The 15207-nt window shown below is 70.2% G+C and carries 10 protein-coding genes and 3 tRNA genes; 9 read left to right on the top strand and 4 right to left on the bottom strand.

Going from position 1 to position 15207, the window contains the following annotated elements; all coding sequences use genetic code 11:
• Positions 1-143 precede the first annotated feature (143 nt).
• Positions 144-1961 carry a helix-turn-helix transcriptional regulator gene (locus LPT13_RS09255; RefSeq protein ID WP_242165908.1) on the bottom strand — a complete coding sequence of 606 codons (1818 nt, stop codon included), beginning with the start codon at positions 1959-1961 and terminating at the stop codon, positions 144-146.
• A gap of 246 nt (positions 1962-2207) precedes the next feature.
• On the opposite strand from LPT13_RS09255, the gene LPT13_RS09260 reads away from it, so the two are divergent.
• Genes LPT13_RS09260 through LPT13_RS09270 form a run of 3 tightly spaced genes read left to right on the top strand, consistent with a single transcriptional unit; the run spans position 2208 to position 6109 of the window.
• Positions 2208-4604, top strand: coding sequence for a DMSO/selenate family reductase complex A subunit (locus LPT13_RS09260; RefSeq protein WP_242165910.1), 2397 nt, complete (start codon positions 2208-2210; stop codon positions 4602-4604).
• Positions 4605-4617: 13 nt separating this feature from the next.
• Entirely contained in the window at positions 4618-5238 is a 621-nt protein-coding gene (locus LPT13_RS09265) for a 4Fe-4S dicluster domain-containing protein (RefSeq protein WP_242165912.1), read from the top strand.
• Between the two features lies 1 nt (position 5239).
• Positions 5240-6109, top strand: coding sequence for a dimethyl sulfoxide reductase anchor subunit family protein (locus LPT13_RS09270; RefSeq protein WP_242165914.1), 870 nt, complete (start codon positions 5240-5242; stop codon positions 6107-6109).
• Between the two features lie 201 nt (positions 6110-6310).
• Here LPT13_RS09270 and LPT13_RS09275 read toward each other — a convergent pair whose 3' ends face one another.
• On the bottom strand, positions 6311-7603 hold the full coding sequence (locus LPT13_RS09275) for an aspartate aminotransferase type Ic (protein WP_242165916.1): 1293 nt from the start codon (positions 7601-7603) through the stop codon (positions 6311-6313).
• A 144-nt stretch (positions 7604-7747) separates the two neighbouring features.
• Between LPT13_RS09275 and putP the strand changes: the two genes are divergently transcribed.
• Positions 7748-9310 (top strand): sodium/proline symporter PutP, encoded by a 1563-nt coding sequence (putP, locus tag LPT13_RS09280; protein WP_242165918.1) that lies wholly within the window; start codon positions 7748-7750, stop codon positions 9308-9310.
• Between the two features lie 141 nt (positions 9311-9451).
• Positions 9452-10651 carry an FprA family A-type flavoprotein gene (locus tag LPT13_RS09285; protein WP_242165920.1) on the top strand — a complete coding sequence of 400 codons (1200 nt, stop codon included), beginning with the start codon at positions 9452-9454 and terminating at the stop codon, positions 10649-10651.
• A gap of 75 nt (positions 10652-10726) precedes the next feature.
• Here LPT13_RS09285 and LPT13_RS09290 read toward each other — a convergent pair whose 3' ends face one another.
• Both LPT13_RS09290 and LPT13_RS11860 read right to left on the bottom strand, forming a co-directional pair.
• Positions 10727-11815 carry a coiled-coil domain-containing protein gene (locus tag LPT13_RS09290; protein ID WP_242165922.1) on the bottom strand — a complete coding sequence of 363 codons (1089 nt, stop codon included), beginning with the start codon at positions 11813-11815 and terminating at the stop codon, positions 10727-10729.
• A gap of 218 nt (positions 11816-12033) precedes the next feature.
• The gene (locus LPT13_RS11860) at positions 12034-13224 is read right to left on the bottom strand and encodes a coiled-coil domain-containing protein (RefSeq protein WP_242165924.1); all 1191 of its coding nucleotides are present in this window, start codon (positions 13222-13224) and stop codon (positions 12034-12036) included.
• 351 nt (positions 13225-13575) lie between these two features.
• On the opposite strand from LPT13_RS11860, the gene LPT13_RS09300 reads away from it, so the two are divergent.
• The 4 genes from LPT13_RS09300 to tuf all read left to right on the top strand — a co-directional run bounded on the left by LPT13_RS09300 (position 13576) and on the right by tuf (position 15105).
• Positions 13576-13660: transfer RNA gene (locus LPT13_RS09300), tRNA-Tyr, on the top strand.
• Between the two features lie 4 nt (positions 13661-13664).
• Positions 13665-13740 (top strand) — tRNA-Thr (locus LPT13_RS09305).
• A gap of 3 nt (positions 13741-13743) precedes the next feature.
• Positions 13744-13820, top strand: a tRNA-Met gene (locus LPT13_RS09310).
• An 82-nt stretch (positions 13821-13902) separates the two neighbouring features.
• Complete coding sequence (gene tuf / locus LPT13_RS09315) at positions 13903-15105, top strand: elongation factor Tu (protein ID WP_242165927.1); 1203 nt, start codon at positions 13903-13905, stop codon at positions 15103-15105.
• Positions 15106-15207 lie beyond the last annotated feature (102 nt).

Below are 15207 nucleotides of genomic sequence, written 5' to 3' on the forward strand. Positions count from 1 at the left end.
GTTTCTGGCCGGAATCGGCATGAATTCCGCATTCGGGGCGCCGGATTCCGCGGATGTGGCCGGAATCGCCGTGAATTCCGCAGCGGTTTCGCGCCAGGCTGTGGAATTCGCGGTGATTCCGGCCAGAAAACGGGGTTTCGCCCTCACTCCGCCTCGAGGCCCTCGAGGAGGTCGACGAGCTCCTGCTTCTTGTGGATGCCGAGCTTGGCGTAGATGCGCTTGGCGTGGGTGCGGACGGTGTTCTCGGACACGATGAGCGTCTCGGCGGTGCGCGCGACGGTGTGGCCGCGGGCGATGAGGCCGACCACCTCGGCCTCCCGCGCGCTCAGGCGGTAGCGCGCGCGGGCGAGCTCCACCTGGGCGGCCACGCGGTCGGGCGGCGCGGGGGCCTCGTCCAGGGCGGCGTCCGGCGGCGCGGGCACGGTGAGCGCGGCGGCCCCGGCGTCCACGAGCGCGGCTGTCGGCGGCGCAGGGGACGCGGGCGGTGCGGCCGCGGCGGGCGTGGCGGGCGCGGCCGCGGGCGGCCTGGCGTTCGAACCCGGCGCGGGCGACGCCTCGGGCGCCGATGCCTCGCCAGCCGGGGCGTCCTCCACGGCGCCGGCGCCTTCTGTGCACGAAGCCGCGCTCGTCGCCACGTTCGTGCGCGTTTCCGCGTCCCCGGACGCCGTCGCGCCCGCGCGCGTCGCGCTCTCTCCCGCACCCGCGCCCGCCGCGCCCGCGCGCGCCGGCGCCGGGCCGAGCGCCACCAGCTCGATGTCGCGCGGGTCCTCCGGCCGGCCGAGCGCCCGCGAGAAGCCGCCGGACCCGACGAAGTGCATGAGCCCGAGCGCCCAGGCGGCCACGAGCGCCACAGCCGTGAGCGGCGCCCCCGGCCCGGGAACCGCGGCTCCGGCCAGGGCGCCGCCCAAAAACCCCGCTCCGTTCAGCGAGAACACGATGGCCCCGAAGTAGCCGTAGGCGAAGGCCGGGTTGACCCCGCGGTCGCGCGAGGTCTGGGCGCACTGCATCGTCATGAGCAGCAGCCCGCCCGTGTACACGGCGTAGAGCGCCGCGGCCAGCCAGCGGCCGTAGCCCCCTCCGAGCAGCGGCAGCGCCAAAAACGACGTGATGAGGAAGGGGAACACCACCTTGTAGCCGCCCACGATGGACAGGCTGAGGGTGCCCCGGCCCCACAGCCCCGCGATGAGCAGCGTGATGATGAGCACGCCCGCCATCGACAGCCCGTTGACGAGCTCGCCGACCGGCGGGTCGCCCACGGAGAGGGCCCGCATCACTCCGGCGCAGAACCCCACCGCCCCCACGCACAGGGCGCTGCGCCAGTGGTCGTGCAGCACGCGGCGGTAGACCCGGGCGTTGTCGCGCGGGCGATCGGCGAACATGGGCTGGTCGCGGGGCACCTCGCGGGCGTTGAGGTAGATGGCCGCCGCGAACAGCGGCACGAGCACCGCCGGCACGAGCACCGCCAGCACGGCGCGCGGCAGCAGCGACAGCCCGTAGTAGGCCGCCACGCCCCAGGCCGTCCCCGACAGGAGGTCGCGGTTGGCCGCGTCGGCGTCGCGGCCGGCGAGCAGCCGCTGCCACAGGAGCGCGAACCCGGCCGACCCCATCCCCACCAGCGTCCCGCCCGCCACGGCCAGGGCGGGCGCGTGGGCGGGCCACCGCGCCGTCGCCGCCAGGGCGAGCCACCCCGCCACGTAGGGCAGCCCCGCCGAGCGCACCCAGAAGGCGCGCGGCGTGCCGGGCAGCCAGTAGGACCCGGCCGCGCTCAGGGCGAAGGAGGCGCACAACGCCAGCGTCTGGGCCAGGAAGAACCAGTACGTCACGGCCGGGACGGCCAGCGACGCGGGCAGGAAGGGGAACACCCCGCCCCACACGCTGGCGGCGTTGATGGCCACGAACAGTGCGTAGCCGGCCGCGATGCGGCTGGGGGCGAGGATGCGGAGGATGCCGAGGCGGGCCATGGGGGTCCTCTCGTCGGGCCGTCGGCGGCGCGGCGGCGTGGTCACGTCCCCGGAAGTATAGGCAAGCCCGGGGCTCCGCTTGGGGGCGCCCGTGGTTTCTCCATTTATTCTCAATTCAGGATAAATACTTCTGACCAGGCGTTTTCCAAAGTTCACATGGAGTATGTGACAGAAGGAGCCGCGGCTTGCCCTTAAGGTCTTGCCGTTCGAACGCCAAGACGAGACCGCAAGGGAGAAGGGGATACCATGCCTCAAGCCAACTTGAGCCGCCGCTCGTTCCTACGCACGTCCGGGGCCCTCGGCGCCCTGGCCGGGGCGGGGGGAGCCGTGGCCGCGACCGACGCGCTGTTCGGGTCGGGGGTGCCGTGCGCCCATGCCGCGCCTGACGAGAAGACCGTCTGGGGCCACTGCGCCATCAACTGCCCGGGCCGCTGCCCGCTCAGGTTCCACGTCGTCGACGACGAGGTCACCTGGGTGGAGTCCTACGCCACCCCGGATGCCGGGTTCGAAGACCCGCAGCCCCGCGCCTGCCTGCGCGGGCGCACCTACCGCCGCTGGATGAACGGCCCGGATCGCGTGAACTACCCCATGCGCCGGGTCGGCAGGCGCGGCGAGGGCCGCTTCGAGCGCGTGAGCTGGGACGAGGCCCTCGACGCCATCGCCTCGGAGCTGCGCCGCATCATCGACGCCTACGGCAACGAGTCGGTGTTCCTCACCTACGCGACCGGCGTGAGCTCCACCACCGCCCGCACCCTGCCGCGCCTCATGAACTGCCTCGGCGGCTACCTGGCCGGCTACGGCGACTACAGCGCCATGCAGATGCAGCGCATCCTGCCCGTCGTCCAGGGCATGACCGGCTTCTACGGCAGCACGCTCAACGCGGCCGAGGAGGCCGAGCTCATCCTCGCCTTCGGCACGAGCCCCGTCGAGACGCGCCAGGGCGGCGCCGTGTCGCACTACGACTGGGTGCGCCTGCGCGAGAAGGCGGGCGCCCGGATCATCTACATCGACCCGCGCCTGAGCGACTCGGCCATGGGCGGGGCGGGGGAGTGGCTGCCCATCAACCCGGGCACTGACGCGGCGCTCGTGTCCGCCATCGCCCACGAGCTGGTGGTGGGCGACCTCATCGACAAGGAGTTCCTCGACGCGTACTGCGTCGGCTTCGACGAGGACACCATGCCCCCGTCGGCCCGCGGCCAGAACCGCTCGTACCGCGACTACCTCATGGGCACGGGCTACGACAAGGTGGAGAAGACGCCGGAGTGGGCCGCCCCCATCACCGGCGTGCCGGCCGCGCGCATCCGCGAGCTCGCCCGCGAGGTGGGCACCGCCAAGCCGCTGTTCGTGGTGCAGGGCTGGGGTCCGCAGCGCCGCAGCAACGGCGAGATGAACTGCTGGTCCATCACCATGCTGCCCCTGCTGACGGGCCAGGTGGGGCTGCCGGGCACGAACCACGGCGGCCGCGAGGGCTCGTTCTCCATCGGGCTCAAGTCCATCCCGGCCGGGCAGAACCCGGTGAAGGCGTCCATCCCCGTGTTCCTGTACACCGACGCCATCGACCACGGCACCGAGATGACGGCGCTCAACGCCGGCGTCCAGGGCGCGCCGGCCCTCACCCAGAACATCAAGTGCATCCTCAACTACGCGGGCAACTGCCTGACCAACCAGCACGGCAACATCAACCGCGCCCACGACATCCTGGCCGATGAGTCCAAGTGCGAGCTCATCGTGGTGTGGGAGACGGCCATGACCGACTCGGCCAAGTACGCCGACTACCTGCTGCCCGACCTGTTCCGCTTCGAGCAGCGCTCGCTCATCGGCACCGGCGGCGACGTGGCCTACCTGGTCGCCGGCGAGGCCTGCACCACCCCCAAGTTCGAGCGCAAGAGCCTCTACGAGTGTCTCACCCTGCTCGCCCGGCGTCTGGGCGTGGAGGAGGCGTTCACCGAGGGCAAGACCGAATCGGAGTGGATCGAGCAGCTCTACGAGGAGACGCGCGCCAAGGACGCCGGGCTGCCGACCTACGCCGAGGCGCTCGCCCGCGGCGTCTACCTGCGCGAGAACCCGCGGGGCCGCACCATCGTCCACGAGGCCTTCCGCGCCGACCCCGCGGCCAACCCGCTCTCCACCCCCTCGGGCAAGATCGAGATCTACTCCGAGACGCTCGCCCAGATCGCGGCGGCGTGGGATCTGGGCCCCGAGGACGTGATCGCCCCGGTGCCCGTCTACACGCCCGGCTTCACCGAGACCGACGTGCCCACCGAGCGGCTGCCCCTGCGCTGCAGCGGCTTCCACTACCGGGGGCGCCTGCACTCCTCGTGGGGCGGCATCGAGCTGCTTAGGCAGGCCAACCCCCAGGAGCTGTGGATAAACCCCGCCGACGCCGAGCCCCGCGGCATCGCCGCCGGAGACCGCGTGCGCGTGGCCAACGACTTCGGCGCGACCGAGCTTATCGCCAAGGTGACGCCGCGCGTGGTGCCGGGCACCGTGTGCATGGCCCAGGGCGCCTGGCACGACGCCGACATGGGCGGGGACAGGGTGGACCGCGGCGGCTGCATCAACACCATCACCACCCACCGCCCCTCGCCGCTCGCGAAGGGCAACCCCCAGCACAGCAACATCTGCGAAGTGACGAAGGCCTAGGAGGGGAGGACCTATGAGACGCTACGCGTTCTACTTCGACGGCTCGCGCTGCACCGGGTGCAAGACCTGCGAGTTCGCCTGCAAGGACTACCATGACCTGGACGTGGGCACGGCCTTCCGCCGGGTCTACGAGGTGACGACGGGGGAGACCGTCCGCGCCGACGACGGCACCTTCGCCACCACCTGCGCCAGCTACCCGGTGTCGCTGGCCTGCAACCACTGCGACGACCCGGCCTGCGCGCGCGTGTGCCCCACCCGCGCCATGGGCAAGGATCCGGCGTCGGGCCTCGTCGTGGTGGACGAGGGGCGCTGCGTCGGCTGCGGCTACTGCGCCATGGCGTGCCCCTACGGCGCGCCCCGGGTCGACCGCGACCGCGGCTGCTCGGTGAAGTGCGACGGCTGCGCCGAGCGCGTCGCCGCTGGGAGCCGCCCCGTCTGCGTGGACGCCTGCCCGGCCCGCGCGCTGGACTTCGGGACCGCGGGCGCCCTGCGCGCCAGGGGCTCCCAGGCCTCCGTCGCGCCGCTGCCGCCGCCCGGCCTCACCCGCCCCAACCTGTACGTCAGGCCCGCGGCCGCCGCGAGGCCCTCGGGCGACGCCGAGGCGCGCGTCGCCAACCCCCTGGAGGTGATCTAACATGGAGACGGCCCTCGCCGAGATGCCGCTGGCCCTGTTCAGCACGCTGGCCCCGATGGGCGCCGGCGCCTTCGCCGCGTTGGCGGCCGTGTTCACGCTGGCCGACCCCGACGAGGCCCAGACCCGCCGGATCGACCGGGCGACCGCCCTGCCCCTCGCGCTCATGCTGGCGGGCTTCGGCGCCGCGACCCTGCACCTGGCCAGCCCCGGGCGCGCCCTGGGCGTGCTGGCCGGGGTGGGCTCGTCCCCGCTGTCCGACGAGGTGGCCGCCGGGGCCGCGTTCGCCCTGCTCGCGGCCGTCTGCTGGGTCTGGGCGCTCAGCGGGCGGATGAGCCAGGGCACGCGCCATGTCCTCGTCTGCGTCCTGGCCGTGGGCGGCCTGGTGTTCGCGGCCGCCATCGGCACGGCCTACCTGATGGACACCATTCCCTCCTGGAACACGCCGGCGGTGCCCGTGTCGCTGGTCGGCTTCGCGCTGGCCGGCGGGGCAGCCGTGGGCCTGCTCGCGGTCGGGATGGCCGGCTGCGGGCCGCTTCTGGCCGCCCGTGCCCCGCGCCTGGCCATGACGGCCCTCGCCGTGGGCGGCCTGGTGCTGGGGATGGCCGGCGCCGGCGCCCAGCTGACGGCTGCGGCGGGGATGACGAGCCCCCTGGCCGTCGGCGCCGACCTCGTGGGCGGCGTGGCCGGCGCCATCGTCATCGGCGCGGCGGGGCTGTCCTCCTCGGCAGCCTGCGTGGCCATCGCCTGCGCCACCGGCCGGCGGGCGGCCACCCTGGGCGCGCTGGCCGCGGCGCTCGCCTTCGCCGGCATCCTCGCCCTGCGCCTGGCCTTCTATGCCACCCAGCTCTCCGCCGGCCTGGCCTGGGCGTAGGGTTCCGCGGACGCTTTTCGGCAGCGCGCTGGCAATCCATCGAGGTTTGGCATACGAAGGGCGCCGCCTGGGTAGGGCTCTTGCCCCCAGGCGGCGCCCTTCGCGCGTGATTCCGGCTCGTTTGCCCCCGTTTGCGCCCGGTTGGCTATGCCGAACCTCGCTATCTTGCCAACCAGGTGGCGAAAAGTGTCCGCAAGCCGCCTATTCCGCGGCCAGCAGCGCCTCGAGCGCGGCCATCTTGGCGCAGCAGGCGAACACGTCGAGCGCCTCGTCCAGCTCCTCGAGCGGCGGCAGGGTGGGGGCGATGCGGATGTTGGCGTCCTCGGGGTCGCGCCCGTAGGGCCAGGTGGCCCCCGCGCCCGTCATGGTCACGCCGGCCTCGCGAGCCAGCGCCACCGTGCGCGCGGCCGTCCCGGGCATCCCGTCGAAGGACACGAAGTAGCCGCCGCGCGGATCGCTCCACGTGGCGACGGCCGCCTCGTCCAGGGCGGCGTGCAGCTTGGCCTGCACGAGCGCGAACTTCGGCCGCAGGATGGCGGCGTGGCCGCGCATGTGGGCGGCGATGCCCTCGGCGTCGCGCAGGAAGCGGGCGTGGCGCAGCTGGTTGATCTTGTCGTACCCGATCACCTGGGCGCCCATCTGCGCGCGTATCTCGTCGCAGATCTCGGGGCTGGCCGCCAGCGCGGCCACGCCGGCGCCGGGCAGCGTCACCTTCGACGTGGAGGCGAACTTGAGGTAGCGGTCGGGCACGCCGGCCTCCACGCAGGTGTCCGCGATGTCGAGCAGCCGGTCCTGGTCGGCCGCGTCGTCGAAGAGGTGGTGCACCGCGTAGGCGTTGTCCCAGAAGATGCGGAAGTCGTCGGCCGCGCACTCCATGGCGGCCAGCCGGCGCACCACCTCGTCGGAGTAGGTCACGCCGCCGGGGTTGGAGTACTTCGGCACGCACCAGATGCCCTTGACCGCCTCGTCCTCGGCCACCAGGCGCTCCACCAGGTCCATGTCCGGGCCGTCCGCGCCCATGGGCACGGGGATCATCTCGATGCCGAGGGCCTCGCAGACGGCGAAGTGGCGGTCGTAGCCGGGCACCGGGCACAGCCACCGCACGGCGGGCAGCGTGCACCAGGGCGCCCCGCCGCCGGTGCCGAAGTCGAGGCAGCGGGCCATCGCGTCGTACATGGCGGTCAGGCTCGAGCTGCCCAGGACGATGACGTTTTCGGGGTCGTCGTCGAGCATCGCAGCCATGAGCCGCTTGGCCTCGGGGATGCCGTCGATCACGCCGTAGTTGCGGCAGTCGGTGCCGTCCTCGCTGGTCAGGTCGGAGTCGGACCGCAGGACGTCGAGCAGCGGCAGCGACAGGTCGAGCTGGTCGGAGGCGGGCTTGCCCCGGGCCATGTTGAGGGCGAGCCCCCGCGCCTTGAAGGCGGCGTGCTCCTCGCGCAGGCGCGCGAGCTCGGCGCGCTGCTCCTCGGCGGTCAGATCGACGTAGCGGGCCATGGGGCGGCTCCTTTCACCGTAAAGCGGGGGCGTCTTCCCGCGCCCTTCCTGACACTCCAGTGCAATAAAGTATAATCCCGTCGTCATTGCACGTTTGTCACAAGCCCGCGTTTGTGCGTCGAGGCGGGCCGATAGGGGATCAAGATGATTGAAAGCGATGTCCAAGTCGTCATAGCCATGCTGCTGTACTTCGTGGTCGTGGTGGTGATCGGCTTCGTGTACGCCAAGCGCTCGAACTCGTCGAGCGAGGAGTACTTCCTGGGCGGCCGCGGGCTGGGCCCGTGGCTGACGGCGCTGTCGGCCGAGGCGTCCGACATGTCGGGGTGGCTGCTCATGGGGCTGCCCGGCGTGGCCTACTTCACCGGCGCGTCCGATGCCATGTGGACGGCCATCGGCCTGGCCATCGGCACGTACCTCAACTGGAAGTTCGTGGCCAAGCGCCTGCGCAAGTACTCCGAGAAGGCCGGCAACGCCATCACGGTGCCCGACTTCTTCTCCAACCGCTTCCACGACACCAGGCACATCCTCATGACCATCGCCGCGGTCATCATCCTTCTGTTCTTCACCATCTACACGGCCTCGTGCTTCGTCACCGTGGGCAAGCTGTTCGCGACGCTGTTCGGCTGGGACTACGGCGTGATGATGGTCATCGGCGCCATCATCGTGTTCCTCTACACCTTCATGGGCGGCTACCTGTCGGTGTGCACCACCGACCTCGTGCAGGGCACGCTCATGTTCCTGGCCCTGGCCACCGTGTTCATCGGCTCGGTCGCCGCGGCCGGCGGCGTGGACAACACCGTCGCGTTCCTCCAGAACATCCCCGGGTTCCTCTCGGGCACCGAGATCGCCACGCCGCTGCTCGACGAGGCGGGCAACCAGATCATCCGCGGAGACGAGCCCATGTTCGGGCCGGCCGGCACCTACGGCGTCATCACCATCGTGAGCGGGCTCGCCTGGGGCCTGGGCTACTTCGGCATGCCCCAGGTGCTCATCCGCTTCATGTCCATCCGCCACTCCGACGAGATCAAGAAGTCGCGGATGATCGCCATGATCTGGCTCGTGGTGTCGCTGTCCTCGGCCGTGTGCATCGGCCTCATCGGCCGCGCCGTCATCCCGACGGAGTTCCTCACCCAGTCGGCCGCCGAGAGCGTGTTCATCGTGCTGTCCAAGATGCTGCTGCCGTCCTTCTTCTGCGGCCTGGTGGTCTCGGGCATCTTCGCCGCGGCCATGAGCTCGTCCTCGAGCTACCTGCTCATCTCCGGCTCGGCGGTGGCCACCAACATCTTCAAGGGCCTCATCAAGCGCGACGCCACCGACAACCAGGTCATGATCGTGGCCCGCATCACGCTGACGGCCATCCTCCTGCTCGGCATCTTCCTGGCCATGGACCAGAACTCGTCGATCTTCGACATCGTGTCCTACGCCTGGGCCGGCTTCGGCGCGTCCTTCGGCCCGCTCATGCTGTGCTCGCTCTACTGGCGCCGCACCACGCTGCCGGGCGCCGTGGCCGGCATGCTCACCGGCGCGCTGACCGTGGTGGTGTGGAAGAACCTCATCGCGCCGCTCGGCGGCTGGTTCGCCGTCTACGAGCTGCTGCCCGGCTTCGTGCTGGCGCTCGCGGTGATCGTCGTGGTGTCGCTGGCCACCAAGGAGCCCTCCAAGGAGGTCACCGACGACTTCGACACCTACATGGAGCTCGACGTCTAGCCCGCCGTCCTCATCCGGCTGCCAGGGGCGCCCGCATCGTGCGGGCGCCCCTTTTCGTGTGGTGCCGCGGGGACGCGGGGCGGCGCGGGGGCGCGCTATAGTAGAATGCGCGGGAAGCGACAGCGAGCGAACGGAGGACACATGCTGAAGGCCATCGAGATCGCGCCGGACGTGTACTGGGTGGGCGGCGTCGACTGGAACGAGCGCAACTTCCACGGCTACACCACCGAGCGGGGCACCACCTACAACGCCTACCTCATCGTCGACGAGAAGATCGCCCTCATCGACACGTGCAAGGCGCCCTTCGCCGACGACCTCATCGCCCGCATCGCCGACATCGTCGATCCGGCCTCCATCGACTACGTCATCGCCAACCACGGCGAGCCGGACCACTCCGGCGCGCTGCCGGCCGTCATGGCCGCCGCCCCCAACGCCCAGCTCGTCTGCGGCGCGCCCCAGGGGCTCGGCGTTCTCAAGGCCCACTATGGCGACGGCTTCGACTTCCTGACGGTGAAGACGGGCGACACGCTCAGCCTGGGCCGGCGCACGCTCACCTTCGTCCAGACGCCCATGGTCCACTGGCCCGACAACATGGCCACCTACTCCGAGGCCGACCGCATCCTGTTCTCCAACGACGCCTTCGGCCAGCACCTCGCCACGTCCAAGCACTTCGACGACGAGGTGGGCCTGCCCGAGGTGATGGCCCAGGCCCAGAAGTACTACGCCAACATCGTGATGCCCTACGGCAGGCAGGTGGCGCGCGCCCTCGACGCGGTGGCGGGCCTCGACGTCGCGATGATCGCCCCGGCCCACGGCGTCATCTGGCGCAGCCACGTGGCCGACATCCTGGCGGCCTACCGCACCTGGTGCTCCGGCGAGCCGGAGGACCGCGCCGTGGTGGTCTACGACTCCATGTGGCACACCACCGAGCTCATGGCGCGCGAGGTGGCCGAGGCCTTCGTGGAATGCGGCGTGCCCGTGCGGCTGCTCGACCTCAAGGTCAACCACATCTCCGACATCATGAGCGCCGTGCTGCCGGCCCGCTACGTGGCCGTGGGCTCGCCGACGCTCAACATGACGATGATGCCCACGGTGGCCGGGTTCCTCTGCTACCTGCGCGGGCTCGCGCCCAAGGGCCGCGTCGGCATCGCCTTCGGGTCCTACGGCTGGGCGCCGGCCGGCCCCGACGAGGTGGCCGCCGCGCTCGAGGCCGCGGGCTTCGAGATGCCGCTGCCCACGCTGGCGCGCCAGTGGCGCGAGGACGCCGAGGGCCTGGCCGAGGTGCACGACGCCGTGGTCTCCCTCGTCCGCGCCAACGGCGACGAGGGCCCGATGGCCTAGCCCCGCCGGTCAGTCTCGCAAAAAGGAGAGGGGAGCCCGGCGGGCTCCCCTCTCCTTTTCATTGGACGGTTGCGCCTAGTAGCGCACGTAGATCATGCCGGCGTGGACGCCCGAGACCTTCACCACGTCGCCGGTGCGCGGGGCGTGGATCATCTGGCCGCCGCCGATGTAGATGCCGCAGTGGTGGTCGTTGGTGCAGACGTCGCCGGGCTGCGGGTTGGTGACGCGCGTCCAGCCCATGAACGTGTAGGTGGTGCCCAGGCGCGAGTAGCTGCCGGTGAGCGCGTAGCTGACCAGGCCGGAGCAGTCGAAGGAGTTGGGGCCGACGGCACCCCACGAGTAGGGCTTGCCCAGCTGGGAGTAGGCGCGGTCGACCACGACGTTGCCGGTGACCGTCTGGGGCTTGCTGTTGTTGACGTTGCTCCCGCCGTTGCTGCTCGGGCGACTGGCCGCGGCCGCGGCGGCCTCCGCCTCGCGGCGGGCGCGCTCCTCGGCCTCGCGGGCCGCGGCGGCCGCGGCGGCCTCGCGGGCGGCCTCCTCCTCGGCCAGGAGCTGGGCGGCCTCGGCGGTCAGGTTGTCGTAGGTGGTCTGCATCTGGTCGACCAGCGCCTCGGCCTCGGCCTTCACCTCGGCGGCCTCCTGGGCCTTCTCGGCGGCGACGCGCTCCTGCTCGGCGTAGGTGGCCTTCTGGGCCTCCACCTCGGCCTTGAGGTCCTTGGTCTGCTGGACCATGTCGGCGTCGTCCTGGTTCATGTCGTTGAGCAGGTCCCAGTTGGACGTGAAGGCCTGGAACGACGTGGCGCCCAGGAGCAGGTCGAGGAAGGTGGCCGAGCCGGTGCGGTACATGGAGCGGGCGCGCGAGCCGAGCTTGCCCTGCAGGTCGTCGATCTGGCCGCTGGCCTCGTCGATGCGCGCCTGGGCCTCGTCCATCTTGGCCTGGGCCTGCTGCTGCTCGTCGAGGGCGGTGAAGTAGTTGGCAGAGGCTATGTCGAGCTTCTCCTGCATGGCGTTGAGCTGGTTGAGCGCGTTTTCCGCCTCAGCCTGCTTCTCGGCGGCGGTGGGCTTGGCCAGCGCCGTGGCGGGGGAGAGGGCCAGCGCGGCGGTGCCCGCCAGCGCGGTGCCGATGAAGGCGCGTCTGCTCAGTGCGCTTGTATGCTCGCTCATCAGTCAGGTTCCTCCTAGATTGAGCACGTGGTGTGTTTGAGTGCAAACTGCGTCATATCTTACCACGGCTGCCGGATGGGCGCGGGAGGACGGATCATGCTCCATAACCCCAGCTGGGAACGGTGCGGTTATGGGGAGGAAGAGCAGGCGGGGCCCCGATCGGGGCCCCGCCGGGCGATGCGCTTCCCGCCGGGGGGGCGGGCGTCGGAAGGGATGCGCTAGTAGCGCACGTAGACCATGTCGCTCGTGACCGAGGCCACCTTCACCACGTCGCCGGTGCGCGGGGCGTGGATCATCTGGCCGCCGCCGATGTAGACGCCGGTGTGCTGGCGGCGGCTGTTGTGCACGACGCAGATGTCGCCGGGCTGGGGGTTGGTGACCCGCGGCCAGCCGATGATGTCGCCGGTGGAGCAGAAGCGGCTGTAGCGGCCGGTGAGCGCGTAGCCCACCAGGCCCGAGCAGTCGAAGGAGTCCGGCCCTACGGCGCCGTAGCTGTAGGGCTTGCCCAGCTGGGAGTAGGCGCGGTCGACCACGGTGTTGCCGGTGACCGTCTGCGGGCGCGAGTTGTTGTTGGACGAACCGCCCGACGACGACCCGGACGAGCTGCCGGAGCCGGTGCTGCCCGACGAGCCCGACGAGCTGCCGGAGCCGGTGCCGCTCGACGAGCCGCTGCCGGCGGTGCCCGCGGCGGGCGCGCCGCCCGTGCCCGTGGGATCGGCCGCCTGCTGGCGCGCTAGCTCGGCCTCGGCCTCGCGGCGCCGCTGCTCCTCGCGGGCGGCCTCCTCCTGGGCCAGGAGCTCGGCGGCCTCGGCGGAGAGGTTGTCGTAGACGGCCTGGGTCTGGGCCACCAGGCGCTCGGACTCGGCCACCACGGCCTCCATCTCGGCGGCCTTCTCGGCGGCGACGCGCTCCTGCTCGGCGTAGGTGGCCTTCTGGGCCTCCACCTCGGCCTTGAGGTCCTTGGTCTGCTGGACCATGTCGGCGTCGTCCTGGTTCATGTCGTTGAGCAGGTCCCAGTTGGACGTGAAGGCCTGGAACGACGTGGCGCCCAGGAGCAGGTCGAGGAAGGTGGCCGAGCCGGTGCGGTACATGGAGCGGGCGCGCGAGCCGAGCTTGCCCTGCAGGTCGTCGATCTGGCCGCTGGCCTCGTCGATGCGCGCCTGGGCCTCGTCCATCTTGGCCTGGGCCTGCTGCTGGGCGGACAGCGCCGCGGAGTAGTCGGCCTCGGCCTGGTAGAGGCGCTCGGACATGGCGTTGAGCTGGGTGAGGGCCGACTGCGCCTCGGCCTGCTTCTCGGCCGCCGTCGGCGCGGCGAGCGCCGTGGCGGGCGAGGCGGCCAGCAGCGTGAGGCCGGCTAGGGTGCCGCCGACGAAGGCGCGGCGGCTGATAAGGGGAAGATGCTCGCTCACTAGGGTGTCCTCCTTGATCGAGCAGCGGGGTTCGCTGGGTGCCGCGCCGCCGGGGCGCGGGCTGCCCTCCATGGTACCACGGCGGCTTCGCCGCGAGGGGAGGGCGCGCGCTTCTCGGCAACCCCTACATATTACGTGCCGCCGCGCCGTGATCCCTTACATATATATAAGTACCTCTCGCAGGCCCCGTGAAACCGCTCACTTCGGGAGGAATCATGGAGACACGCCCGGGGGCGTGTAAGCAGTTGACACGTTAATGGCGGTAGCGTATTATTCATTCGCTCGCTCGTTAGGCCTGGCCTTGCAAGCGGGTGGCAGCTTGAAAAGTACACATGAATTCAGCGCCGAAATGGGCGTGTGCCCGAGTGGTTAAAGGGGACGGGCTGTAAACCCGTTGGCTCTGCCTACCTAGGTTCGAATCCTAGCGCGCCCACCATTTCGCCTGTGTAGCTCAGTCGGTAGAGCACTTCGTTGGTAACGAAGAGGTCACCGGTTCAAGTCCGGTCGCAGGCTCCACTTGGCGGTGTAGCTCAGTTGGTCAGAGCACACGGTTCATACCCGTGGCGTCACTGGTTCAAATCCAGTCACCGCTACCATTGGAATTATCGCGTCCGCTCGTCGGGCGCGTTTATTTTGTTTGTTTTCGCAGTACGAAACCTTTCCCAAGGAGGATGAAACATGGCTAAGGAGAAGTTCGAGCGTTCCAAGCCGCATGTTAACATCGGCACCATCGGCCACGTTGACCATGGCAAGACGACGCTGACCGCCGCCATCTCCAAGACCCTGTCCGAGAACGACGGCTCCCACGGCACCGCCCACGCTGACTTCACCGCCTTCGACATGATCGACAAGGCCCCTGAGGAGCGCGAGCGCGGCATCACCATCTCGATCGCTCACATCGAGTACGAGACCGACACCCGCCACTACGCTCACGTTGACTGCCCCGGCCATGCCGACTACGTCAAGAACATGATCACCGGCGCGGCTCAGATGGACGGCGCGATCCTGGTCATCGCCGCCACCGACGGCCCCATGGCCCAGACCCGCGAGCACATCCTGCTCGCCCGTCAGGTCGGCGTGCCCTACATCGTCGTCTTCCTGAACAAGTGCGACATGGTCGACGACGAGGAGCTCATCGAGCTCGTCGAGATGGAGGTTCGCGAGCTGCTCGACAGCTACGAGTTCCCCGGCGACGACACCCCGATCATCCGCGGCTCCGCTCTGAAGGCCCTCGAGGGCGACAAGGAGTGGCAGGAGAAGGTCTGGGAGCTCATGGACGCGGTTGACTCCTACATCCCCACCCCGGAGCGCGACGTCGACAAGCCGTTCCTGATGGCTGTCGAGGACACCATGACCATCACCGGCCGCGGCACCGTCGCCACCGGCCGTGTGGAGCGCGGCGTCCTGCATGTCAACGACCCGCTGGAGATCGTCGGCATCAAGGAGACCCAGAACACGGTCTGCACCGGTATCGAGATGTTCCGCAAGCTGCTTGACGAGGCCCAGGCCGGCGACAACATCGGCTGCCTGCTCCGCGGCATCAAGCGCGAGGAGATCGTCCGCGGCCAGGTTCTCTGCAAGCCCGGCAGCGTGACCCCGCACACCGAGTTCGAGGGCCAGGTCTACATCCTCACCAAGGAGGAGGGCGGCCGTCACACCCCGTTCTTCGATGGCTATCGTCCGCAGTTCTACTTCCGCACCACCGACGTGACCGGCGTGGCGCACCTCCCCGAGGGCACCGAGATGGTCATGCCCGGCGACAACGTGACGATCAAGGGCGAGCTCATTCACCCGATCGCCATGGAGGACGGCCTCAAGTTCGCTATCCGCGAGGGTGGCCGCACCGTCGGCTCTGGCCGCGTCACCAAGATCATCAAGTAACTTCGCTTGCATGATTGAGGGGGAGCCCGTCTTCGGGCGGGCTCCCTTCCCACAGGTTCATGTGTATGTTGAAAAGCCTGCTCGAGAATAACGGTAAAAGGA

The organism is Adlercreutzia faecimuris (assembly GCF_022669055.1).
Lineage (GTDB): Bacteria > Actinomycetota > Coriobacteriia > Coriobacteriales > Eggerthellaceae > Enterorhabdus > Enterorhabdus faecimuris.